Source organism: Methanolobus halotolerans (genome assembly GCF_004745425.1).
Classification (GTDB): domain Archaea; phylum Halobacteriota; class Methanosarcinia; order Methanosarcinales; family Methanosarcinaceae; genus Methanolobus; species Methanolobus halotolerans.
Window position 1 is genome coordinate 293,984 of record NZ_PGGK01000001.1, and the last position, 24,374, is coordinate 318,357.

20 protein-coding genes and 2 pseudogenes are annotated in these 24,374 nt (G+C 36.1%); 15 read left to right on the plus strand and 7 right to left on the minus strand.

Annotated features, from left to right (window positions below):
• Positions 1 to 22: 22 nt before the first annotated feature.
• The gene (locus tag CUN85_RS01405) at positions 23 to 523 is read right to left on the minus strand and encodes a PEF-CTERM sorting domain-containing protein (RefSeq protein WP_235856144.1); all 501 of its coding nucleotides are present in this window, start codon (positions 521 to 523) and stop codon (positions 23 to 25) included.
• 143 nt (positions 524 to 666) lie between these two features.
• A complete protein-coding gene (locus CUN85_RS01410) occupies positions 667 to 3,375 on the minus strand; it encodes a DUF1616 domain-containing protein (RefSeq protein ID WP_135388247.1) in 2,709 nt (902 codons plus the stop codon).
• 152 nt (positions 3,376 to 3,527) lie between these two features.
• Here CUN85_RS01410 and CUN85_RS01415 point away from each other — a divergent pair, with 152 nt between their 5' ends.
• Together CUN85_RS01415 and CUN85_RS01420 are read left to right on the plus strand one after the other, a co-directional pair.
• Entirely contained in the window at positions 3,528 to 4,364 is an 837-nt protein-coding gene (locus CUN85_RS01415; protein WP_167848746.1) for a M48 family metalloprotease, read from the plus strand.
• A gap of 34 nt (positions 4,365 to 4,398) precedes the next feature.
• On the plus strand, positions 4,399 to 4,635 hold the full coding sequence (locus CUN85_RS01420) for a hypothetical protein (RefSeq protein ID WP_135388253.1): 237 nt from the start codon (positions 4,399 to 4,401) through the stop codon (positions 4,633 to 4,635).
• 39 nt (positions 4,636 to 4,674) lie between these two features.
• Here CUN85_RS01420 and artC read toward each other — a convergent pair whose 3' ends face one another.
• Positions 4,675 to 5,508, minus strand: a complete 834-nt coding sequence (gene artC, locus CUN85_RS01425; RefSeq protein WP_135388258.1) for an archaeosortase C — start codon at positions 5,506 to 5,508, stop codon at positions 4,675 to 4,677.
• A gap of 229 nt (positions 5,509 to 5,737) precedes the next feature.
• Here artC and CUN85_RS01430 point away from each other — a divergent pair, with 229 nt between their 5' ends.
• The 12 genes from CUN85_RS01430 (at position 5,738) to CUN85_RS01485 (ending at position 17,728) form a co-directional block, all read left to right on the plus strand.
• On the plus strand, positions 5,738 to 6,526 hold the full coding sequence (locus CUN85_RS01430) for a hypothetical protein (protein ID WP_167848747.1): 789 nt from the start codon (positions 5,738 to 5,740) through the stop codon (positions 6,524 to 6,526).
• Positions 6,527 to 6,532: 6 nt separating this feature from the next.
• On the plus strand, positions 6,533 to 7,552 hold the full coding sequence (locus CUN85_RS01435; RefSeq protein ID WP_135388260.1) for a lipid II:glycine glycyltransferase FemX: 1,020 nt from the start codon (positions 6,533 to 6,535) through the stop codon (positions 7,550 to 7,552).
• Between the two features lie 46 nt (positions 7,553 to 7,598).
• Positions 7,599 to 8,063 (plus strand): acyltransferase, encoded by a 465-nt coding sequence (locus CUN85_RS13475; protein ID WP_135388262.1) that lies wholly within the window; start codon positions 7,599 to 7,601, stop codon positions 8,061 to 8,063.
• A gap of 14 nt (positions 8,064 to 8,077) precedes the next feature.
• Complete coding sequence (locus tag CUN85_RS01445) at positions 8,078 to 9,184, plus strand: carboxylate--amine ligase (protein WP_135388264.1); 1,107 nt, start codon at positions 8,078 to 8,080, stop codon at positions 9,182 to 9,184.
• Positions 9,185 to 10,222 (plus strand): DUF354 domain-containing protein, encoded by a 1,038-nt coding sequence (locus tag CUN85_RS01450; RefSeq protein ID WP_135388266.1) that lies wholly within the window; start codon positions 9,185 to 9,187, stop codon positions 10,220 to 10,222. It begins immediately after the preceding gene.
• Between the two features lie 78 nt (positions 10,223 to 10,300).
• Complete coding sequence (locus CUN85_RS01455) at positions 10,301 to 11,722, plus strand: flippase (protein WP_135388268.1); 1,422 nt, start codon at positions 10,301 to 10,303, stop codon at positions 11,720 to 11,722.
• 109 nt (positions 11,723 to 11,831) lie between these two features.
• The gene (locus CUN85_RS01460; RefSeq protein WP_135388271.1) at positions 11,832 to 12,500 is read left to right on the plus strand and encodes a WbqC family protein; all 669 of its coding nucleotides are present in this window, start codon (positions 11,832 to 11,834) and stop codon (positions 12,498 to 12,500) included.
• Entirely contained in the window at positions 12,481 to 13,413 is a 933-nt protein-coding gene (locus CUN85_RS01465) for a methionyl-tRNA formyltransferase (protein WP_167848748.1), read from the plus strand. The genes CUN85_RS01460 and CUN85_RS01465 overlap by 20 nt, the downstream gene beginning before the upstream one ends.
• Before the next feature lie 14 nt (positions 13,414 to 13,427).
• Positions 13,428 to 14,081, plus strand: coding sequence for a PIG-L deacetylase family protein (locus tag CUN85_RS01470; protein ID WP_135388276.1), 654 nt, complete (start codon positions 13,428 to 13,430; stop codon positions 14,079 to 14,081).
• A complete protein-coding gene (locus tag CUN85_RS01475) occupies positions 14,072 to 14,977 on the plus strand; it encodes a glycosyltransferase (RefSeq protein ID WP_135388278.1) in 906 nt (301 codons plus the stop codon). Before CUN85_RS01470 ends, CUN85_RS01475 begins: the two co-directional genes overlap by 10 nt.
• On the plus strand, positions 14,941 to 16,512 hold the full coding sequence (locus tag CUN85_RS01480; protein ID WP_135388281.1) for a hypothetical protein: 1,572 nt from the start codon (positions 14,941 to 14,943) through the stop codon (positions 16,510 to 16,512). The genes CUN85_RS01475 and CUN85_RS01480 overlap by 37 nt, the downstream gene beginning before the upstream one ends.
• Before the next feature lie 22 nt (positions 16,513 to 16,534).
• Positions 16,535 to 17,728, plus strand: coding sequence for a glycosyltransferase (locus CUN85_RS01485; protein WP_135388283.1), 1,194 nt, complete (start codon positions 16,535 to 16,537; stop codon positions 17,726 to 17,728).
• A 50-nt stretch (positions 17,729 to 17,778) separates the two neighbouring features.
• On the opposite strand, the gene CUN85_RS01490 is transcribed toward CUN85_RS01485, so the two are convergent.
• From CUN85_RS01490 to CUN85_RS01505, 4 genes and pseudogenes are all read right to left on the minus strand, one after another.
• On the minus strand, positions 17,779 to 19,269 hold the full coding sequence (locus CUN85_RS01490) for an MOP flippase family protein (protein ID WP_135388286.1): 1,491 nt from the start codon (positions 19,267 to 19,269) through the stop codon (positions 17,779 to 17,781).
• A gap of 203 nt (positions 19,270 to 19,472) precedes the next feature.
• Positions 19,473 to 20,654, minus strand: coding sequence for a hypothetical protein (locus CUN85_RS01495; RefSeq protein ID WP_135388288.1), 1,182 nt, complete (start codon positions 20,652 to 20,654; stop codon positions 19,473 to 19,475).
• An 85-nt stretch (positions 20,655 to 20,739) separates the two neighbouring features.
• Positions 20,740 to 21,595: pseudogene (locus tag CUN85_RS01500) on the minus strand (IS630 family transposase); the annotation flags it as partial.
• Between the two features lie 244 nt (positions 21,596 to 21,839).
• On the minus strand, positions 21,840 to 22,781 hold the full coding sequence (locus tag CUN85_RS01505; RefSeq protein WP_135388290.1) for a polysaccharide pyruvyl transferase family protein: 942 nt from the start codon (positions 22,779 to 22,781) through the stop codon (positions 21,840 to 21,842).
• Positions 22,782 to 22,968: 187 nt separating this feature from the next.
• On the opposite strand from CUN85_RS01505, the pseudogene CUN85_RS01510 reads away from it, so the two are divergent.
• Positions 22,969 to 23,651: pseudogene (locus tag CUN85_RS01510) on the plus strand (IS1 family transposase).
• The last annotated feature ends 723 nt before the right edge of the window (positions 23,652 to 24,374 follow it).

The following is a 24,374-nucleotide window of genomic DNA, read 5'->3' on the forward strand; positions in this document are numbered from 1 at the left end:
AAGGTAAGAGTGAGTTATTAACTTACTCTTCCTTGCGGCGCTGGAAGATAAATGCCAGACCGAGGATCGCAGCTATTGGAAGTGCTACGGTTGGGAACTCAGGAATCTGTGCATTGAAATTCTGTGATGCGGATGCCCATACGAACGGAACCTGTAAAACTGCAACAGCTTCAGGGTTCTGTGTTGGATCTTCTTTGTATACATCTACTCTACCACTGAATGTCTGTCCCTGTTCTGCTCCGGCTTCAATTGTAACACGAACCATGTCGTAGTCTACAAATGAATTTGAATTAACAACTGTTCCTTGCTTAAGGATTTCCATCTCTAAGCCTGCGTCGAACGGTACAGCTACATAGTATACGGTTTCGCCAGTAAAGTCTTCAAGTATGATGCTGTAATCTACCGGAGTTCCGACCATTTGTGTAACTGTGACCGGCAAAATTACTCCATCACTGTCTGCAAGATCGGCTCCATAACTGGCACTTGCGGTTCCCATCATAGCAACTATCGCTATAATAGCCATTATTATTAATTTCTTCATTTTGTACCACCTTTATTTTAATTAGGAAATTTTTGGTCATGTCATACTTCCTCGCCTTTGTATATAAACATTTGTAAAAAGACTCGAATGTAATTATCATCATTATGATGATTTAGAAACAATAATCAGGAAGATATGTAGAAGGACCATTCTTCCTTCTCAGTGTTACCTGCCTGATCGGTCACACTAAGGTAAACATCCACCCTGCCACTTGCAAGTCCTTCTGCGTTGTATGAAAGTGACCCGGAACCTATCTCCGTATCTGCAGTGACATCAATACCATTGACCCTAAGGACTGTCCTGTCCCTGTCAATGCCGGACCTGTCATCAGAATACGATGCCATGATGCTTGGACTGTCAACGGTTTCATCTTTCATCGGACTGATGCTGTTAACACTTGGCTCGATCCTGTCTATTATGAACGTTTTCTCTTCATACAGGTTCTCGGAGTCGACTGTCTTTGCCTTGACTGTGACACGGGCAACACCATCGTTGATATCATCATCTATCTCTGCTGTGTAGCTGTACTCACCATCCGATGAGCTTTCGAAGTTCACATCAAGGCTTCTTCCGTACCTGTCTTTGACCGTTACAGTTGGATTCTCCTGAAGTGCTATCGAAGGCACGATCTTTATAGTTACGTCATTGGCTGTCTTTTCCGGTTCAATGATGATGTCAAGGTCTTCCAGGGAGGTGTCGGTGTAGATGGTTCCAAATGTGTACGCTGTGTTGTTGGCATAGTCTTTTCCGGTGATCTCCACATCGAAAGTATCCTTTAACTTTACCGTGTACTTAGCTGTCCACACAAGATTGTCCTTGCTTGTCATCCTGACATTCTCTGTGCTTCCGAAGGTGCGGGGTGTTACCAGACATGTCAGGTCCTGCAGCGGTTTGGTTGATTCGACTGTCAGATATGTTGTTTCACTGGTGGGGTTCGGGCTGATCTCAAGGCTGATCTGGGGTCCTGTCCTGTCCACCGTAGTACTTGTATCTGCAACTGCATGTTCCGTCTCTTCATTCAAGGCATTATCTACAGCCCTTGATCTGAAATAATAGGTAATGCTCTCTTTACCTTCGAACTGAGCTGATGTTGCCACTGTCCTGCTCAGCCATCTCTTCCAGATGGTTCCGTCGGTGCTGTAATCTATATCATAATAAAGGATACCTGATTCTGCATCCGTTCCGTTCCAGCTCACTGTGAATTTATCCTCGCTGACAGCAGGCGGCAAAGGAAGCACCCTTGATGTGGGGGGGATCGATTCTACTGTGTTGTCATCGTTAATGTACGGGGAAAGCTGTGACAGCGGGAGGAAGCTGATCTCATCGACTGTCATTTCTACAGGATGGATGACAAGGTTCCTGTTCTGCATCAGTGTAAATGTGAGGGTGTTGGTTCCCTCCATAACGGTAACAGGTACCTGTAAGCGTTGCCATCCCTCATCACCGTTCACTCCGTCGGACCATACAACCTCTCCGTTCAAAATTACCCGCTTGAATTGCGTTTCATCCGTGCCGGGCGTACCTGCTGTGTAAGAATCCTTCAGATATGCCGACAACACTACATTCTCAGTCCTGTCGCTCTGTATTTCCTGACTGATCGAATGCTGATCGACACCAGATCCACCGGTCATACCTTCATATGTGCTGTTTATCACATAGGCACCGGTGGAATGGATGCCGGAGTCGTTGGTGTACGAACCGGTTACATGGCTTTCGTTGGTGGATGTGAATATCCAGCCATTGTACGATTCCATAGAGGGGTTATCAATGTCAATGAAATCTATGATCTCTATGTCCGTTTCAGGCAGTCCTTCCGTACTAAGTTCCTGGGTTACCCAGAGGTGGACCGAACGATATGGGACGGGACTTACATCTTCCTTATATATTGCAAACTCCAGCTTCTGCCTGCCCTGTTTAAAGCGAATGGGTTTAATCGCTATTTCCTGCTCCCATTTCTCCTTATCTTCCAGCGAAATTTGCATCTGCTTCAGAGTGTTTCCGTCAAGCCTGATCTGTAGTATATAGTTCACGTCTGTAAGTTCGTAGTTCTCTATTCCCACGATCATGTCTGTGGGCTGGGATACTGATAGAACGCTAGGATAATTCTCGGCCTTTCCATCAGGGCCGAGGATATAGAGTGCGGTGAATGTTTCCTTTTCTCTGGTGACCTTGGCATAGGCGAACATTGCACTGGCAATTATTATGGAAAGCACCATTGCGATCATAAGGGCTCTTGTGATCTCAGGGGGTATCCTCTGGGACTTTCTTTCTTTCTTATCTTTCTTGGGTGGTCTGTCCCCTGGTGCCATCTTAGCAGACACTTTCTTCCTGCTTGTGGCCCGGAACTTTTTATTGTCGGATTCCTTTATATCCTCTGAGTCTTCGACAATTTCCGGCTCAACATCTTCGGATGTGAGGGAATCTATAAAACCATTGAATGAAAAACTGAACTGCTCGCCTTGCGGCAGCCTTCTCCGTGACAGGTATGCAAGGACTACGAACAATATGGTCAAAAGGGATAGTGAGATGGTGATCGAATCCGGCCTGAACTTCCAGGGAGTTACACTGATAATAAACCCGTCAAAGACCATGATCACAATACTGAAACCTACACTCAGGGTGAATCTCTCGATGCCTGAGATCTCCCGGTTGCCGGGAAACAAGGCTGAAATGAATGCATATCCAGGGATGAAGAATATAAGTATAAGCGCAAAAAGGATTCTCAGGGGAGTGTCGTTCAGGGGTGCTACAAGAATAAAAATAACAGAGAGTAATGAGAACAGCAACAGTAACATCAGGTCCTGTGTATACAGACATTTTTTGGGTTCGGACATTTACTTACTATTCCTTTTTTTCCATTTTTATGAACGCTGACTGTAACTAATTATTTGCTAAAATATATAAACATAAGGTTACTATTATATTCATTCAAAAATTACAACCACCAGATATGGGAGGTATTAACATATATAAACGGATATATCTTTTGTTTGCCACACCCCTGATACCTGTGGTCCTTGCTGCTTACTACCTTGGAGGGCCTGCTGCAGGTGCGCTCTTAGCTGTGGTGGGTGTCATACTTGGCGTGGCGGTCTACCGTATGTCTCCCAAGGTCCTGCTTAGATGGTACGGTGCCAGAAAAATGTCCCGGGAAACGTATACATTTATCTATCCTTACCTGGCAAAGATCTCTTCCGATCTTGATGTGCCGATGCCGCAGCCTTACGTCTTTGATTCGGCCGCACCCATAACGTTCACAGTCGGGAACAATAATAGGTATTATTTACTGGTTTCGACCGCTTCACTGGATATGCTGGATAAGGATGAGTTGAAATCGATAATTACGCTTGAAGTCACAAAGGTTTCAAAGGGTTCCGTGGGTGCCAATACCGTAGTAGCCCTTCTTGCAGGGAGCATCGCATCACTTTCGACAGTTGCCTTGTGGATGGCGATGCTAACAGGCTTTGGCCAGGAGGATGACCCGGCACCACGAACTATCAGCTTCCTTGCAATGGGCATGGTATCTCTGCCCTCAGCACTCCTTGTCCACATCTTTACTATCGACTCTACAGTCGAAGCGGACCGGATGGCAGCAGGTATGATGGCAGAACCCTGCCTTCTCGCCGAAGCTCTCGAAAGAACAGGGACCTATATCAAACTCCATGTTACAGGTGGCTTTAATCCCGGGCATGCCCATCTTTTTTCAGTGAACCCGCTTAAGACAAATACCATCTTTGATGTGTATTCCTCTATGTTCCTTACAAAGCCTGATATCAGGCAGCGTGTTATGTACCTTGAGAATATTAAAAAGGTAAATCCTTAAAAAGTAGTCAATAAAAAATACAAAAGGTAAGCACATGTTCGCATTAATAACGGATATCTATAATGCCCTGCAACATTGGCAGAAAGCACTCCTGTTCAGTTTTGTCTCTTATGCGATGCTCTTGTTCGGAATCATTGTGGCGATCACTTTCATACTCAAGGATTTTAACTTCCTGGTGGTAACAGGTCTTACTTTCATATATATGTCCACTTTGTTTGTAGGTATACTGGTTGCCAGGAAGATGTTCAAAAAAAGGCTTATTGAAGAGTAATTATCATTGAATATAAGACAGAGGAGAATACTCCTGCTGTCATTTTCTTTTCATATTCATAAGGTACATTATAATCCCTGCTGTCCCTGCAAATATGATCCATCCCAAATGCGTATGGACCACTGACATTGTATCGAGACCGTAGAAATAAGCTGTCAGGTACAGGATGAACACCCTTGCAAGGTTTGCCAGATAAGCTATGGATATGGCGAACAGCAGGATCAACAATGATCTGCGCAGCTCCATTCTCTCGATCCTGGAATATCCGGCCACTATGCCTATGAGCAGGAACATGGAATAAAGACCCGAACATGGCCCGCCTATAACTATCGTCATTGCTTCTTCTCCGTACAAGGTTATCGTTTCAATTGCAACGATCTCCACGGGGATTCCCACGACCTTGAGAGCCACAACTGTGGGCATTAGTACGAAGTAATGGTCGAACAGGTGCAGGAAATCGATATTGAAGTGTCCGAAGAAAGAGTAGAATATAAGGTAGAGGACTGTGAAAACAGCGGATATATACAGGCCGAATTCCCCAAGCTGGCGCAGATCCTTTTTAGATGTTCCCATAGCAAAAAGGGAAGCACCTATTATAAATGTCATGGAGTCCAGGGTACCTATGTTATCTCTGGTGGCAAGGTTGTATGTGGAAACTGCAGCCATTATAAAGATCCCGGCAAAGAGATATGTCTTCGAGCTCCTGAAGGCTGCATTGTCCCCTGTGAGCTTTATTCTTGAGATCACTCCCGCTGCAATGATGAACAGCACGATACCGATAGTAGTTGACCCCTCACTGAGCTCGATGGTTGCACCAGTGAAAAGTGCAAGTACTATCAGGATAAGAATTATGTTTTTGCTTTCGTCCTGCATTTTTTAACCTTTAATTTAAATCATTCAATTACTATATATAGTTGACCGGGACCGGCTGAAATCATCATTATCATCATTTCTGTGCCGGGGTGCTGTATTTATATATAGTTGCACTGCAATTATATTTTGATCATGCTATAAGGGCCGTGATAATGTAATGGGAGCTCACAAGGCCGTTATATAGAATGAACAATATTATTGACTTTTAATATAAAATTGAGGTTATAATTTGAGAGATTTTACATTGTCCAAATACAGGGAACTGCTTGAGACCATAGGGTCAACAAGCTATGAAACTATCACCATGCGTGAGCACTTGGTATCCCCTGTGGACAAATGCATCATCCTGCGTCATGATGTGGACCGTGCAGTGGACCGCAACCTTGCAATGGCAAGGCTTGAGGCCAAATACGGTATCAGGTCTACATATTATTTCAGGCATGTAAGGGATGTTTTCATCCCTGGTGCGATCCAGGAAGTGGCTGAGCTGGGACATGAGGTGGGATTTCACTATGAGGTCATGGACAAGGCAAAAGGTGACAAGTTAAAGGCCCTTGAGATATTCGGGAAAGAGCTTGAGGACCTTCGCCAGTATGCCGATGTGACAACTGCCTGTATGCACGGCAATCCATTAGCATCCTGGTCCAACAGGGACCTGTGGGACGATCATGATTTCAGGGATTTCGGTATTATAGGTGAACCGTACTTCTCCCTGGATTACTCCCGGATACTCTATCTCACGGACACCGGCAGGACCTGGGCCGACCGCAATATACGTGTCAAGGATGTCCTGGAAACCCCGGCTGACTGCCTCAATGCAAGTTATTGTAAAGTGATAAGAAATACTGACGATGTTATGGATATGATCAGAAGGGAAGAAGTGGACCGGATATGTATACTCGCCCATCCCAACAGGTGGTGTGACAGCATCCCGGGATGGACCCGGGAGATGGTCATGCAGAATTTGAAGAATATTGGGAAGGCGGGGATCATCAGGTACAGGGAAATGAGGGGGTGAGATACCATGGTGCTCATAACTGATATTTTTGAGAAGGGTGAATGGGATGATTTTAATTCCGCTCATCCCAATGGAAACATCTTCCAGAGTTCTGTAATGGCCGGTGTATTAAGCAGGACCAAAAACTACGAACCTGTCAGCCTTGCTGCGAGAGATGCAAATTCAGGGGAAATACTTGCATTGATGCAAAGTATCCTGATATGCGAGATGCCGGGTATCCTCTCTTCATTCTCATCCCGTGCTATTTTGCAGGGAGGGCCGCTTTTCCCAGATTCGGATAAAGGGAGAGAAGCTGCCCGGATCTTGATGGAGCATTACGATAAGCTGGTGGGCAGCAAGATAGTGTATACTCAGATAAGGAATATGTGGGATACAGAAACCTCCCGTCAGATGCTAGGATTAATTGATTATGAATATGAGCAACATCTTGATTTCCTCATTGACCTTGATCGTAGTGAAAAAGAGATATGGAGTAATATCCAGAAATCCCGCAGAAAAGGTATAAACCGGGCAGAAAAAAACGGTATCGAGATCAAAAAGGTTGCCAGCAGGAAAGAACTGCTATCCTGCTATGACCTAGTACTTGATACGTACAAGCGCTTCAAGGTCCCCATTGCTGATATCTCCCTGTTTGAAGCAGCCTGGGAGGAACTGGCATCAACAGATCTCGCAGACTTTTTCATAGCCTTGAAGGACGATGAACCTGTGGGTACAAGGATAACCTTGAATTACAAGGATATGGTCTATGACTGGTATGCCGGATCCAAACCGGGTGTTGACTATGTCGACGAGGCTCTTGTCTGGCACATCCTGAAAGAGAATGCCGGCAAGTACAAAGTATTTGACTTCGGAGGGGCTGGCCATCCTGATAAGCCATATGGTGTAAGGGAGTTCAAGAGAAGGTTTGGCGGGAAGATGGTCAATTTTGGGAGATATGAGAAAGTGCATTCTCAATTTAAAAAGATTTTAGCTATGAATGCTTATAAAATATATGTGCATAGTAATCATATTTACTGTTCTAAATAAGTCATTTTAGATAACTTCAAAAATTATAATTGCGAAAGGGTAGGTTATGAACATATTATCAATTCTCCGTAAAATACAGTTGAAGTTATATAGCTCATTAGCTCGTTATCCTATATCCTACAAGTGGCCCACTTTTTGGTGGAGGAAATGTGGTTATGTAATCGGGGATAATTCCGTAATAAGTCCATATTGTCTATTATGGGCAACTCATCATTCAGATTCATCTTTACTTACTATCGAAGATGATGTGCATATTGGCCCGAATACAATTTTGATTCTTCGCACTCATCCAAAAGATGACATTACTAAATATGGTAAATTGGTTTCAACAATCAGTGGTACCATTCATATACAAAAAGGTTCTTGGATAGGAGCGTCTGCTATAATTATGCCAAATGTAGTTATTGGTGAAGGGGCAGTTGTTGGAGCTGGAGCAGTTGTTACAAAAGACATTGACCCCTATACAGTAGTTGCTGGGGTCCCTGCAAAAAAAATAAGTTCAGTTAAATGAAAGGATAAGATTATATGTCTGTTTTTTTAACAAATTCATCATGGAACATTACAAATGAAGCCATTAAATCTCTCCGAAGACATAATATTGATTCTGTTGCAGGCGACATAAATTCTCCAATTACAAATATGTTTTCCAGAACAAAGTTTGTAAAATATTCTCCTCCTAGTCATGAAGATTTTATTGAGAATTTCTATGATGTTTGCTTAAAAAACGATGTTGATGTAATATTTCCAATGAGTGACGAGTTAGCTGTCCAATTATCTTTAAATAAATCTCTTTTAAGTGAAATATGTGAAGTTCCAATTGCAGATTATGAAAACTTTAGTAAAACACATGATAAGTTTGAAACATATAAGATGGCTAAATCCTTAGGCGTTCCTGTACCACAAACTTTTATTTTTTCAGATATTCATGAGTTAAGTGATTTTTCGAAAACTGCATCTTATCCGTTGATTATAAAGCCTCGGATGGGGGGAGGAGCTTCAAGGTACCTACGTATAATTAAATCAAAAGAGGAACTTATAAAAGGCTATTTAGATTATCTATCTATGAATTGCCTACCCTTAGTTCAGGAATATATACCTGGATCAAGTGAGCAAATGTATATGGTTAATATACTATTTGACAAAAAACATAATTTATCAGCATACTTCATGGCTAAAAAAATAAGAGAATATCCTCCCAGCGGGGGAATCACTTCTTGTGGTACTAGTATCAGTGAACCTGTTTTGCTTGAGTATGCAAAAAAGATATTTAGTGCTCTTGATTGGTACGGAGTTGCAGAAATAGAGTTTAAATTAGATTTACGTACCAATGAATTTAATTTAATCGAAATAAATCCTCGGTTTTGGCAATACTTGAAACTTCCAATTTCGTGTGGTGTTGATTTTCCTTTTTTGCTGCACGAGGTTTCGATTGGGAATGAGATTAATTTAACTTCAAATTATAAACACGACATTAAATATATTAATATACTAAAAGATATTCCTTCATGTTCTAGTTACTTATTAAAAAATAATAACAAAAAAGAAGCAATTAAAAAAATAGTAAAGTCATATGATGGTAAAAAAGTTTATTCCCATAAACATTTATTACATTCTATTATGTGGAGGTTATGAATGCGTATTTTGATTGATTTGAACCATCCTAAAGACATCAATATTTTCCGCAATGTTATTCATAGGCTAATACTTGATGGTCATTCCATTAAAATAGTTGCCGCTAATAAAGAAAACATGGTTGACATATTAGATTCCTATGGTTTTGAATATGAAACGAAACCTCATTACAATGGATTAGTAAATAAAATTGTAGGAATGGTTAAAAACGATTATCGGCTGTACAAAATTGCAATGAAATTCAATGCTGACATTTTTGCAAGTTTCGGTTCGCCATATGCTGCCCAAGTCAGTAGAATATTAGGGAAAGATCATATTTCATTTTCTGATACTGATTCAGATAAAGCTACTATAAACCAATTTGTTTTGACAACTTTATTATTTTCAAAGGTGGACTATGTTCCAGAATGTCATAGGATTGATAGGGGCAAAAAACAAAAAAAATTCAATGGTTATTATGAGCTATCATATCTCCATCCTCTTTACTTTAAACCCAATCCTGATGTATTGTTTAAACTAGGTTTGTCGCCAGAAGATAGGTATATAGTAGTTCGCTTTTCTGCATTGAATGCTCATCACGATATTGGGGCTGAGGGTTTTAATTTCAGAAACGAAGAAGAAATCTTAACTTATATCAAAAATCTTAGTGCCTATGCGAAGGTATTTTTAACTACAGAAATAAAACTTAGCCCTACCCTTGAAAAATATAAGCCGAATGTCTCAGCGACTGATTTTCATAGTTTCTTATTTTATTCTTCATTATATGTTGGTGAAGGAGCTTCAATGGCTGCAGAAGCTGCAATTTTAGGTGTTCCTTCTATTTATATTTCAAATACAACAAGAGGTTATCTTGAAGAACTTGAGAATAAATACAAGTTATGCTACACAATAGTGAATAAAGAAGAAGCTTTGAATAAAGCTATTAGTCTTTTCGAACCAAATGTGAAGTCTTTATGGGCTGAAAAAAGAATGAAAATGCTAGACAATAAAATTGATGTTGTGGAGTTCATAGTTGATGCAATCGAAAAGGAAACTTGACGTCAATTATAATTCTTTTAAATATTTTACTTATAAAAAATATTTTTTAAAAAATACTGTATTATATTAGGTATTTTCATGAGCACAGCTAAAAAAATAGCAACAAATACAACTTTTATATTAGTAGGAAATGTTCTTGTAAAAATATTAGCTCTGTTAGTTTCTGTTTATCTTGCTAGATATTTTGGAGTGGAGTACTTTGGAGAATATAATTTCGTAATTACCTACCTGACTTTTTTTATTTTTGTAGCGAATTTCGGACTTGATCCTATATTAATAAGGAACCTTTCAAGACCTGGTTCAAATACGGACCATCTGACATCAAATATATTGATGATCAGAGTATTGACATCTCTCTTGTCGATAGTTCTTGCAATTTTATTAGTCCGGCTTCTTGACTATCCGAACGAAACTATATTATATGTTTCTGTACTGTCTGCCATCTTATTGTTTCAAGGGATAAGCTATCTTTTTGAATCAGTGTTTCATGCAAATTTGAAAATGTATTATTCTGCAATTGGCCTGATTGTATCAAAGATGTTCTATTCTGCTGCAGCATTTGGTTTAATATGTTTAAACAGAACTTTGTTGGATTTTTTATATTTATATATTGTTGCAGAGATGATCAGGACATTGATTGCAGTTTACTATTCCCAAAACTTTGTTAGTATAAAGTTAGATATTGACTGGAAATTATGGAAATCGCTTTTTAAAGAGTGTTTACCGTTTATTGCAAGCTATGCACTATTTATTATCTATTACCGTATTGACATTCTAATGTTATCAAAAATGGATGGAATCTTTGCAGTTGGCCTATATTCATCAGCTTACAGATTAGTTGACCCGATTTTATTCATACCTGCTGCCCTGGCTTCGACTCTGATGCCTCTCATGTCAAAAGAATATTTGCATAATCTCACAAAATTCAGGATACTATATTCTGCAGGGTCAAAGTATATTCTTATATTGATGCTACCCTTGACTATTGCTTTGTTCCTTCTTTCAGAAAATGTGATCCATTTACTTTATACTGAAGATTATTATCCCGGTATTATCACATTGCAGATACTGTCGTTGACCCTTGTGTTCAACTCGATGAACTCCATACAAAACTCGTTATTAATAGCCTCTGATCGACAAAAGATCAATACCTTGTCTATAGGGATTGGTTGTGTGCTTAATGTGGTCCTAAATTTCATTTTTATCCCAATCTATGGTTATAATGGAGCAGCAATTGCAACTTTGATATCGGTGATCGTTTTGTTCCTGATACAGTTATTATTCATTAAGCAAACACTTTCTATTTTATCTTTAAATAGGAGCAGTTCCGGAATAATAATATCATCTTTTTTGATGGGTTCAATTATTTATTTAAATCCGAAATCGAATTTATTAATACTCATTCTTTCATGTGTCCTTACGTACGTTACATTGTTGTGGCTTACAAAGAGCTTGTCTAAACAAGAAATAACAATGATAAAGTCGATTTTAAAGAAATGATGACATATCAACGCTTGATGATTACGATATATTATGCTATTTCCAACATATTTTATAGGTTTCACTTAAAATAAATATATAAATACTAGGAGAACTATTGAAATGATGTATGATTGTTGGAGTGCACCAGCCTAATTATCTTCCATATTTAGGTTTCTTTGATAAGATGCGAGAATCAGATATCTTCATTATTTATGATGATGCACAATTCAATAAGGGTGATTTCCAGCACAGAAACAGGATTCGAATACATCACGGATCAAAGTGGCTTACAGTTCCGGTGGAAAAAAAACATGTGCCTATAAATGAAATACGTATTTTGAATAACGCAATGGTCAAAAATGAAAATTGGAACAACCACCATTTATCGCAGATAGTTGATAATTACAAAAAGTCTGCTTGTTTTGCTGATTATTTTGATGGCTTATCCGGAATTTATCAGGGAGAACATAAATATTTGGCAGAACTTAATATGGAGCTTATTGCGTTTCTGAATAGATCTTTTGATATATATACCAAAATAAGCTACTCAAGTGAAGCGCCTTCCAGTTTTTTTTCTACTCAAAGGCTTATTGAACTCGTTCAATCAGTGAACGGTGACACATATCTTTCTGGGTCTGCAGGAAGGAATTATCTTGACATTGATATGTTTGAAGCCTGCGGAATAGAAGTTATATTCCAGGATTTCAAGCATCCTGTCTATGAACAACAATATGAAGGCTTTGTGGCTAACATGTCTGCGATAGATGCATTGTTCAATGGTTACAGGTTTGATTGAAATGAGTGTTTTTCCTTTGAGTGTGGTGTTCTTTGGCAATAATCTTGAAGTGCTTGAATGTTTGGATTCTGTCTCGAATATCGTTGCAGTATTCACAAGACCTGATGATGGGTCAAATGAAAATGTAAATTCGATTAAGAAATTTTCTGCTTTTTCAGGCATACCTGTATTTCAACCTAGCAAAAAAGAGCTTTATGATCATGCAGATTTCCTGCAGAAAGCTGACCCAGATATAATCATAGTATGTGGTTACAAGTTCATTATCCCGAAAGAGATATTTTCAATACCCAGAAATGGTACGATAAATATACATCCTTCTATGTTACCTCGCTACAGGGGTCAACATGTAATCAACTGGGCTATTGTAAACGGGGAATTGGAGACAGGTGTTACTCTGCATTTCATGGAAGAAACCTTGGATACGGGTGATATCATTGTTCAGAAATCTGTACCAATTTGTTTCGAAGACACTGCTAAAGAATTGCATGACCGGATATATAAAGAAGCTTGTTGCCTGCTTAAAGAACTTCTCAAGTATTATAATAAGCAAGATAAATTGCAGGGGAAAAAGCAGGATTCCTCGGTTGCGACTTTTTTCAAGCCACGGAAGCCGGAAGATGGACATATAGACTGGAGTAAAAGTAGTGTTGAAATCTATAATCTTATCAGGGCACTTTCGAAGCCATGGCCAGGAGCTTTCAGTTACTTCAAGAATCATAAAGTGGTCATCTGGAAAGCTCATATTGAACCTGATCTAAGCGAAATATCTCATGGAAAACTTATTAATGTTGATGATGACTATATATCAGTCAGTACTATAGATGGTCAAATTATAATTACAGAATATGAGATAATCAGTGCTGATAAAACTATAAAATCCATACTTCTTAAAAATGGAGATTTTTTCACATAACGGAGATTTTAACTATGCCAAAAATACTTGCAATGGGAGCACATCCGGATGATATGGAACTGGAGGCCGGGGGAACTTTGGCAAAGTTCATCAGGAAAGGCTATGATGTGTATCTTCTCATTCTCACATCCGGTGGTTACACCGATATGAAAGGAAATACTTACTTTGATGAGCAGTTGAAGAATGAGGCACTGAATGCTTCCAAAATTCTTGGTGTAAAAGAGGTAATATTCTTTGACTATAATACCACTGAGCTTCCATCTGGTGGAAAGATAGTTTCGGAAGTGGACTCAATAGTTGACAGTATCAAACCTGATGTGTTCATCTCTCACCATCCTTTTGATTCTCATCAAGACCACAAAGCAGCTGCCGATATAATGTTTGCTGTTTCAAGACAGGGCCGAGTTAAGAATGTTCTCAGTGGTTCGACCCTTCCATACAGGCCTAACGTATTTGCATTCAGGCCTCAATTCTTTGTCGATATCACAGACACGATTGACATCAAAATGGATGCTATAAGGGCATATGAAACTCAGTACAGTAAGTTTGGATCTGAAGAGCTTATTGAAAGAGTGAGAGCTATGTCAAAAACACATGGCTGGGCTGTAGGATATGAGTATGCCGAGTGTTTCGAAGTTATAAGAATGGATGATAGTTTATGGATATGAACGGTTACATATTGGTAACTCCATGTAAGAACGAAGAAGAAAGTCTTCCAAAACTTGCAGAATCTATAGTTGGGCAAGAAATCACTCCTCTTTTGTGGGTTATTGTAAATGATGGAAGCACAGATAGGACTCCTGAAATTCTTCGTGATTTAGGTTCAAGATATCCGTGGATCCAAACAATAACTTTAAGCGAAAAGCCTCGTGATCTTGGTGTACATGTGTCTCATGTATATAGGACCGGCTTTGATGCTGCTATCAAACACTGTGAGGGTAATAGTATTGATTACCATTATGTTGCAAGTGTTGATGCAGATATAATCCTTGATATTGATTATTTTTCATGCCTAATTAAGGAATTTGAGGTAGATCCAAAACTTGGAATATGTAGTGGGCAAATAGGAAATATAATTAATGGAAACATAATTTGGACCAACGACAAAAAGAATCTACCATCCGGTGGAGCCAGGATCTGGAATAGAAAATGTTTTGAAGATACTGGTGGTTACCTTCTGACATGCAGTCCGGACAGTGTTTCCAATGTCAAAGCTAAACTAAAGGGATGGAAGACAAGAAATTTTGCTACTACAAAAGCTGTTTCAACTCGTCCTTATTCAAGTGCGCAAGGTCAATGGAAAGGTTACAGGAGATTAGGTTCTAATAACTACTTTATAGGTTATTCGGCTATTCATGTTTGCCTTAAAGGAATTAAACTACTCTATAGCAAAAATGGATATTTCAAGCATGGTGTAGGAATAGCATATGTTGCAGGTTATTTCCACGATTTGATTTTAAAAAAGCCACGTATCGATGATCAAGAAGTGCTTGACTATTACAGAAAGAACAGGCTTAAGGAGATATTATGTTCAGTGTTCAATCGTCCAAAAAGTTCAAAATAACGTCCTTAGGACTTCTTGTTTTATTGAATATAATATTACGCATACCTTCAATTCCACATGCAAAAGGGAGGGATTCCTTTTTCATTCACTCCCTAGCTAGTTCTATTAGCGTTTTTGGTGAAGCAAGATGGTGGGATCATTGGCTCTCTGTATTTGGATATTATCCATATTCATATGCAAGTGGTCTGCCATTCACTCTTTCTGGTATGTCACAACTCTTTGGTATCGACATAGAAAAGGCAATTTTAATATATTCAATAGCCTTTGGTGTACTAACTGTATTCTTGGCTTTTACATTAGCGGGGCTTATCTCTAATAATTTTATATTCAAATATGCTATGGCTTTCTTCTTCTCAGTTTCTCCTGGAATCATGCTTTTTACAACATGGGAAGCAAGCTCTAGAGGTCCTTTTATGATTTTTTTACCTCTTTTGTTTTTTGTATTATTAAAAGAAATCTCATTCCCTAAAAAAATAATATTGGGTTCATTATCCCTACTTCTACTGTTTTCATTTCATCATTACGCTATTTTTGCATTTGTTCTTACCTTAGTATACATTTTTCTTAGAGTCATTTTTAAGTTCAATTCTTCTTATAATTTTTCCTCATCGCTAAATAAGCACTCAAGAAAAGCCAATTATCTGTATTTATTTCTGATATTTAGTTCATTTATGTATCCATTTCTTACTCACTCCATGATTACGGCAGGTTCACGCTATAACTGGCTTATAGACTTATTAGTAATTAATATAAGGTTTATTGGACCTGCAATACTCCTTGCAATAGGTGGTATAGTTTCCTTATCGTTATCAGAAAGGAAAAATTTTGCGCAGTGGTATTTTTTGATAAGTTTCATATTTATCCTTCCTTTTATTTATGATTTAACCTATGGTGTATACCTTCTCCTTCTCTATTCTATTGTTTTTCTTAGCGTCGGTTTCAAGAATTCTTTGTGCAATAGTAAAGGAAATAACAAACATGCTATCAAAGTTATTTCCATATTTATTGTTAGTATAATCCTTGTTTCAACACTTTTCACAGCATATTATAGTTATAGCAGAACAGGTGATTATCAGTATCTATGGTATATGGATGAAAGGACCTATGAATTTGCACACTGGGTCAATGATCAGATTGACAGGGATAGTCGCGTTTTCATGGTTGCTGAAAATAATTATTATGTCCGTACTATTGCACTTCAGGAAGAGGGATTGCCTATACTTGTAGCCGGGGTTCAAGGCTTTACATATGGTTTTATTAATAATTCATATCTTGATAGTTTGGAAAGGGTTCCTGTTACGAGTAGCTATTTCTATTCCGAGGGAGTCTATCGTGTTGAAGAAAGGGACATTTACAGAAGTATGACTTGGTATGTAGACAATAAGAATATCAAAATCATAAAGAATGTATACTCACTTGATTATTTAATACAATCTAGAACATATTATAAGAGGGTACAGGGATTGGATAGTAACAGTGCCGAAATTATTTATACCAACGGTATACATGAGATTTACGAGCTTCGATATCTTTAATATTATTTAGATTGGTTTGAGCATGAATGTTTGTATATTTACAGGTGTCATTTCGCTTGACAAGAATAATAGTGATGTGCGAAAAAAATATTTACTTGAAAGAATCAGATACTTTGGCAACAAGAATGTAAATCTCAAAATTCTAAGTCCTATGTCCTCAAATGTGGACTATATAGGTGCCAACAATCTTTGTTACAATCATTACTTTTTTATAAATAGAAAAGGTTTCAAATTGCTTTCTTTGATTTTCTCAGTACCTAAACTAGTCACATTAGATTGTGATATTCTACATTGTTTAAATTATCAATCTTTTTTTATTGCAAATTTTGTCAATTTTTTCAGGAAAAGTAGATACCTTATTTTATTTGAATCAATGGGTCTTGCTTATGCAGAATCTATAGTAGGTTCTAAAGGCTCTATCAAAGTAAAAATTTTGAGCCCAATAATTACTTTCCTAGAAAGAGAGGCATTTAAAAAAAGTGATAGTGTAGTTGTGTACACAGAAATATTGAAAGAGTTTGCTGCAGATCATTTCAATATTAAGATGGATAAAATTTCTGTTGTTCCACATGGGGTCAGTCTTGATACAAAAGATTTTACTGGCTTTAAAATTGTTGATTTGCTGGTTGATCTGCCACATAAAAAGCCTATTGTAATGTATGTAGGCTTATTATCAAAATTACACGGTACTCCTTATCTGATGAAAATTGCTTTAGAGTTAAGCATTAAAAGGCCGAATATCTTTATTATGGTACTTGGTACAGGTCCCTTAAAAAACCAATTTGAAAGATTTATCAAAGAATACAAGCTCACAAATATTATTTTGACTGGATACATACCTTCAGAGAAAGTTCCCATGTACTTGCATATGGCTGACGTTCTGCTTATTCCTCATTCAAAGTGTCTACAAACAGAACTTGACCCTCCAACAAAGCTTTTTGAATACCTAAAGGCCGGTAAACCAATTGTTTCTTTTGATTTTAAGGCAATATCAGAAATTGTAGGAGATATTGCAGTTTTAGTTGAACCGGACAATCCTTCAAAATTTGTGGATGGTGTTATTGAAGTATTGGATAATAATAAATACTATTTAGAACTTGCACAAAAGGCAAAATTAATTGTAGATCAATATTCATGGAAAGTTGCTGCAGAAAAACAGTTTAATGCATACACTAACTTAGCTAAAAAACATAACTTTAGTGACAAAACTAAATAACAATGAATTAATGACATTGGTAATTATATTTAGTTATATACAATGATAACTTATGACCTATTTTTTTCATATATGTAATTTTTATATTTAGATATTCTATTTTTCAAATTGGTATTAATTGTTTTATTAAAATCTTGGTTAAACGCGTATATAATAATTATATATAAGATTATTCCAATTATTATAGAGCTTATTAGCATATTTATGTTACTCTCAAAGAACTTTGGGTATATCCAATGTTTGTATAAAATTATGCTAATACACATTAATAAAGATGCAAACAATGATGTTTTTACATCTGTAAAATATTCTATCCACTTTAATTGTAAAATCAAATTAACAGTGGACTGTGTAATAAGTAAATAGAATAAAGAAAGAGATGCTACTGTGGTTGCTACACCAAGAATTCCATAAAAGGAGCCTATGTATATTATTGGAAATGATATAACGACTTTCAACAAATTCAGTTTTAACTCTGTTTCTGGAGATCCCTGTGCATAAAACACGGACCTTGATGTACGCGATATTGATTCAAGAAGCCCATGTATACACAATATTTGCAATGGTACGATTGCAGGAGTCCACTTATTACCATAGACTTGTATTATTAGTTCAGGAGCGACGACAGCAAGACCCATAAGGGATGGTATTGTTATTAATGATAGAGAATACACCAATTTCCTGTACCCTTTTCTAAATCGTACAATATCATCTTGTAAAAGAGAAAATGCAGGAAACACTACTCTTGTGATTACGGGAACTATTTTTGTCGCAGGGAAAACAGCTAAGGTATATGCTAGGGTGTAATATCCAAGCAGTTCTGCACCTAGAACACGTCCAATTATAATATAATCTATATTCTCTCTAAAGTATTTCAGTATATTACCCCCTGTTACATATATACTAAAACCAAAAAGCTCATTGAATTTCGTTTTGTTGAATTTAAAAGCCGGTTTCCAAGGGTACATTAGTAATGTTAGCAAAACAACAATTAAGTCATTCAATAAGTTCTTAGCAACAAGACTCCATAAACCAAATCCGGATATTGCAAGATACACAGCAAATGTTCCTGAAATAAGAGAACCCGAGATTTCAGTAATTGACACCAATCTAAAGTTTAAATTCTTGGCAAGTAAAGATCGATGCACAATTGTAACTGATGATATAAGAAAACTGAGTGATGCAACTTTTATAATTAACTCGACTAAGTCGGTTTTAAAAAAATCTGCGACATAAGGAGATAGTAAAAAAGTTCCTGCATATAACACGATCCCCGTAGATATACTTGTCCAGAAGGCTGTATGAAGATGCGAATCATCTAAATCTTTTTTTTGAATAAGTGCTGTTGTCAATCCACTTTCATTAATAATAGACACGAGTCCGATGATTATTAATGACATTCCTACAATGCCAAAATCTTCTGGTAATAATAATCTAGCAAGTATTGCGGTAATAATTAAATTAAATAAATGCGTTAGAGATTTTGAGTTAATAGACCAAAAAAGACCATTAATAGTCTTTTTTTTGATATTTATATCCATTTTGTTTTACCTAATGGGCTGTTATTAATTAAACTTATTCAATTATTGTAATTCTTCGGCTTTGTAGAAATTTTCGATATTCAAATAGTCAATCAGATTTGCAATGTTTAAGGTGTATTGCACAAAATTGATAATAATTGCTTTTTATCCTTTTAATGTCGATTTTGATAGGTTTTCTACAGAGTTGAATTTAAGATTTTGGTTTATTCGATTTTCTTATATTTTTTTCTACTGTTAAATACAAATTTGGGTATTAAAAAAAGAACATTTATAACAGCTTTTTGCTTTTTAGAAAATGGATATTCTCTTTCTTTTGCAAACTCAATTATTTCCTTATTGAAAGGATCTATTTTACTTTTAAGGATAGTTCGATAAATATACTTATCACGGTTTATTTTATATTTTTTAATATCAAATACTCTTTCGTATTCTTCCAGTTTCCCTAGTATATCTAGAGTTAAAAGCGTTCTTCGACACTTAAAGCAGACGGAACAGTTGGTTGTACTCACTTCGTCAGTACATACATTTAGATACCTTTTACTAGGTTCATATGCAGTAATTAGTTCTGTTTTCTTTGTCCTAGTATATTGAGGACCACTTAGAATAAATTCAAGCGTTTCAGTTGAAAGCAAATTTACAGATATTGAATCAACTGAAGATATATTTCCTTCTTTGCTGACCTTAAAATCTTCATAAGTTGTACTTGAAGCGTAATAATATTTTGAAAATAATCTTTGTAGTAGTAAGATACTCGATATATTTCTTATTGTATGTGTGATTTCAAAATCCATCATTAAAATATCACTTAAATTTGAATCTATTTTTAAGAAATCGATATTAATCTCGTCTGCATACTGCTTCAAAAGAATGTAACGTTTTTCAAACAATATCTTTGCTTTTGCTGAGTTCAAATCTCCGTGAGATCCAACATTGTTGAAAGTAAAATGTGTGATTTTGTAATTCTTGGGAACATTCTCTTTAAAAATATGTTCATAGATGGTACAAAAGGAATCAATTCCGCCTGAAAAACCTGTTCCAACGTAATTAAAACATGGGTATGAAGTTCCATCATCGAGTTTATCTGGTAGGATTTCTATTACTTTTAATCCATCGATACACATATTTAATAAACCAATATAGTAGTTTGATAGATTATAATATAGTCGCTCTGAGATTGGCCATTTAAGATTTATATTTTCTCCATTTTTCATCGACAATAATAATAATCCTACAACAAAACCATCAATTTTCTCGACAGTTAGGAATCTCGAATATTTTATATCAAAAGAATACCATAACTCCATCATATTATTGTTATGCTTAAAGGGAGCTGATATGATAACCTTGTCTTCAAGGTAGGTTACATTGGGTTTATATATCTCCATTATATCGCCAGATTTGATAATTTTCCTTATTATAGTCTTTAACTCAATAAATCACACTTTTAATTTGTGCAATGAATATTTCTATCTATTTCTTTGTAAATGATAATGAGTTCTCCTCTTTCATAAATTCATTTTTGATAACTTCCCTCAAATGTTCTTTTGATCTGGCGAATTTGGCTGAAATTTCTCTTTTAATTGTTTTCTAGGTGAATTCTACAGATTCAGGTCTGGTGAATAAGGTGGCAGGAACACAAGCCTTATTTTTAATTCTCTGGCTTTACTTATAGTTTTTTTTTGCATGATGTGATCTTACATTATACAGAACAAGGATTATTCTTTTTCCTGGATTTTGTTCTACAATGTTTTCCAGGAATTTACACACATCTTCTGTTTTTGAGCTTTCCATGAAATCAATGAGATTGTTATTGTTTATGGAATAAAATGCAAATGCATTTGCTTTGATATAGTCTGTATTTTTTATTATCAAAGGTTTTGTAAATGATCATAAACGTTGTGTATTTGCCTTTGTTTAGGTGAAGATTCATCCAGGAAACCTATGATATATTGCTTATCTTGACCAATATATTCTGGAACTGTTTCCGTTAGTTTTTTTAGAATATTTTCAGCGTCTTTAGGTCTTCTGTAGTCAAAAGAATATGGTTTTGAATGATACAGGTCAAAATTGTGGAGTATAACTCCTATTTGTTTCTGTAAATATTCTACACCATATTTTTCCTTTATTAATTCCCAAATTTCTCTTGTAGTCCAATAACCTTTATTTTCTAATAGATTTCTTAAGTCTTTTATTTATTCATCAGTAAGTTTGGATTTCCTACCTCCACCAAACTTGGTATTAAGGCGGCATAGCCGCCTTTATTCCAAGACTCCTGCCAGTAATATCCTGTTTTCTTAGTTACTCCTACTTTAATGGCAGTTTCTTCTTTCCTGACCATAAAGCAATATAAACATTAATACGTGTAATAAATCACGTTGAAGACTATAATTGGCATAATTGTAATGCTTTTAACCGCTTCGGTGTTGAATCACTCCCTAAACTTTCTGAGTAAATCCGTTAAAATCTAGATTATTTTTACCTTAATAAGTGTGGAAAGTAAGAATAAATTACCAATAGTTTGTTTTGTAGTAAAAATATTTTCTTTATTTAAAACTGTTGTTATTAGTTATTTATCCTTCTGAATGTAAATTGTTCAAACGAACCTCTAATAGATGTTTTTTTTCTTCATCTATAAAAGGACAAGCATTTAAGAGTTTTAACAAATCAATGGTAATAGTGTATTCTCTAAAACTCTTATATATTTCTTCCGGAGTAGATTTTTCAGAAATAAATAATGGTTCTTCTAATTCTCTCCCTACAGAAGAAAAGTAGTCATAAAATTTGAACCTATCGCCTTGTATTTTATTAGAGAGCTCAATCCATATAGAAGGAATTCTATATGCATCTGCTGCAATGATTCCGTGAAGAGAACTTGATGCAATCATTTCACAAGAGCATATTTGGTCAACCACACTGTTTGTATCACTTAAAATATCAATTATTATAATATTTTTGTATACTTCAAGTTTACTTATTCCAGAATTTTTTTGATCAACGAAATGAGGAATAATTCCAAGTTTGTATTTATTAGTCTTTTTTGGATTATAAAAAAGCGGATAAAGTAAGGCTGGATCTCCATAGATTTCAGGACAGTCGATGCCTTGTTTTAACAATTTTTCTCTCGTAAGAGGTCCTCTTACGGCACATACTGTTACTTTCTTTTTAATAATTGAAGAAGTTGATATGAATCCAGAACCCCACACAATAAGATTACTACTGTTATATCTTCCTAGTATACTTCCAATGACAGAGTACACTGGAGTTTCTTTGAAACTATATATATATTCATAATTTATAATTTTTTTACCGGATATTTTGTTTATTATTACTGGATTTAAAGCATCCCCCCAATTTTTACCTCCTTCACCAACCCACCAAGTTGCAATTAACATATTGTCTTTGTGACATGCATATAAAATAGTATTACTAATTTTAGGTTTTATTTTTTTAAACTTATGACTGATTGATTTAAACGCTTCAATTGCTTTTTTGGAATAATTTATTTTCATCATGCACTTTGTATAGATATTAATGTACTTCTATTTATCTTTAGTCAAAATGTTTGATCGTGTATACATCACCTTATTTTGGTTAATATATTATATTATTGATCTTATTTATTTTTATTGTAACTAATATTTACTAATCTGAAATTGGTAATCAAACATTGTTATATAATATGGTAACTTATATTTAAGCATGGATTGCCCCAAGTGCAATAGTTTTAGTAACAAAAGGAATGGTAGAATCAACGGAAGGCAGCGTTATAAATGCCATGATTGCGGATATAATTATACAGTAGAACTTAAATCAACTGCTTTTCCTCAATCAGTTAAAAGACAAGCTTTACAGCTATATCTTGAAGGATTGGGATTTCGTTCAATAGGACGTTTTTTAGGGGTTAGCCATGTATCTGTTCAAAAGTGGATAAAGAAATTCGGACCGGAGCTAGAGGATCTAAAAAGCGAAAGTGAGATAGATATTGTTGAATTGGATGAAATGCATACTTATATCGGAACCAAAAAAAAAATAGCTGGATCTGGATTGCTGTTGATAGTACTGGGAAAAGATTCATCAACTGCTCTTTTGGCAGCAGAGGAACAAAAACAGGACGAAAGCTCTGGAGAAAACTAGGGAAAAAGAAGATCGTGAGAGTTAGGACTGATAACTGAAAAGCATATGCAGATTTTCTTCCAGAGAATGTTCACACACGCTCAAAAGCAGAAACATATACGGTTGAAGGATATAAAAGTATATTCAGACACTTTCTGGCAAGACTGAGAAGAAAAACAAAATGTAACACCAAGAGTCTTGAAATGCTAAAATACTCTGTCCTTCTTTTGATGAAGTATAGGAATATAGAGATAGCTATGCTTAAGTAACAATGCCACTAATCTATAGTATCCTAACATTGAATATAATTTGCAGGTTCTTAAGCTAGAAGCTCTATCAAAGTATATAATTTTATTCGTGTTATATTATGTCTTTTATCATTTCAGTATATATAATTTAAACAATCAACATTTCCCGGATATATTTAATATGTAACAATTATTTCATGTACAAGCTTTGAAAGCTTGTGAACATGTTAATTATATAATTGTGCATATACTAAGATGATTAAGGCTAGTTGAGGTAACATCATGCGCTTTAATTGTAAAAACGTAAAAAGGACTATACTGTTTTTGACTAGTTTGCTATTGCTATCCACCAGTGTAAATGCAAGTGTTACCTATAACACTTATTATGAACACCTTGCAATTTCAAATGAACCTACTATAGAAAATCTTACTCAACTGAGAGAAAAAGTTATTGATACCTTCGGTCAAGATTTTGCTGATACTGTAATATATCAAACAACTCCAAAACATTGGTATATACACACTCTTTATGTAACAACTCCTGATACATTTTTTATCAACAATACTGATGCGGAAGAGGTTGTTTTTAAGACTAGTAAAAATGGATGGTCATATAATGGCTACATTCAGTTTGAAAATGTAACATTAATATCTTCCAATAGTCCTGATAACCCCGGATATGGAACATCATATTACGAAGCACATAATGTTATTTTCACAAAGTTCAAGAATATTTATTTTGGT

Bases quoted from the DNA above. Each gene is read 5' to 3' on its own strand.
- CUN85_RS01405 (WP_235856144.1), bottom strand. From the start codon at position 523: ATGGCTATTATAGCGATAGTTGCTATGATGGGAACCGCAAGTGCCAGT.
- CUN85_RS01410 (WP_135388247.1), bottom strand. From the start codon at position 3,375: ATGTCCGAACCCAAAAAATGTCTGTATACACAGGACCTGATGTTACTG.
- CUN85_RS01420 (WP_135388253.1), top strand. From the start codon at position 4,399: ATGTTCGCATTAATAACGGATATCTATAATGCCCTGCAACATTGGCAG.
- artC (WP_135388258.1), bottom strand. From the start codon at position 5,508: ATGCAGGACGAAAGCAAAAACATAATTCTTATCCTGATAGTACTTGCA.
- CUN85_RS01435 (WP_135388260.1), top strand. From the start codon at position 6,533: ATGGTGCTCATAACTGATATTTTTGAGAAGGGTGAATGGGATGATTTT.
- CUN85_RS13475 (WP_135388262.1), top strand. From the start codon at position 7,599: ATGAACATATTATCAATTCTCCGTAAAATACAGTTGAAGTTATATAGC.
- CUN85_RS01445 (WP_135388264.1), top strand. From the start codon at position 8,078: ATGTCTGTTTTTTTAACAAATTCATCATGGAACATTACAAATGAAGCC.
- CUN85_RS01450 (WP_135388266.1), top strand. From the start codon at position 9,185: ATGCGTATTTTGATTGATTTGAACCATCCTAAAGACATCAATATTTTC.
- CUN85_RS01455 (WP_135388268.1), top strand. From the start codon at position 10,301: ATGAGCACAGCTAAAAAAATAGCAACAAATACAACTTTTATATTAGTA.
- CUN85_RS01460 (WP_135388271.1), top strand. From the start codon at position 11,832: ATGATTGTTGGAGTGCACCAGCCTAATTATCTTCCATATTTAGGTTTC.
- CUN85_RS01465 (WP_167848748.1), top strand. From the start codon at position 12,481: ATGGTTACAGGTTTGATTGAAATGAGTGTTTTTCCTTTGAGTGTGGTG.
- CUN85_RS01470 (WP_135388276.1), top strand. From the start codon at position 13,428: ATGCCAAAAATACTTGCAATGGGAGCACATCCGGATGATATGGAACTG.
- CUN85_RS01475 (WP_135388278.1), top strand. From the start codon at position 14,072: ATGGATATGAACGGTTACATATTGGTAACTCCATGTAAGAACGAAGAA.
- CUN85_RS01480 (WP_135388281.1), top strand. From the start codon at position 14,941: ATGTTCAGTGTTCAATCGTCCAAAAAGTTCAAAATAACGTCCTTAGGA.
- CUN85_RS01485 (WP_135388283.1), top strand. From the start codon at position 16,535: ATGAATGTTTGTATATTTACAGGTGTCATTTCGCTTGACAAGAATAAT.
- CUN85_RS01490 (WP_135388286.1), bottom strand. From the start codon at position 19,269: ATGGATATAAATATCAAAAAAAAGACTATTAATGGTCTTTTTTGGTCT.
- CUN85_RS01495 (WP_135388288.1), bottom strand. From the start codon at position 20,654: ATGGAGATATATAAACCCAATGTAACCTACCTTGAAGACAAGGTTATC.
- CUN85_RS01505 (WP_135388290.1), bottom strand. From the start codon at position 22,781: ATGATGAAAATAAATTATTCCAAAAAAGCAATTGAAGCGTTTAAATCA.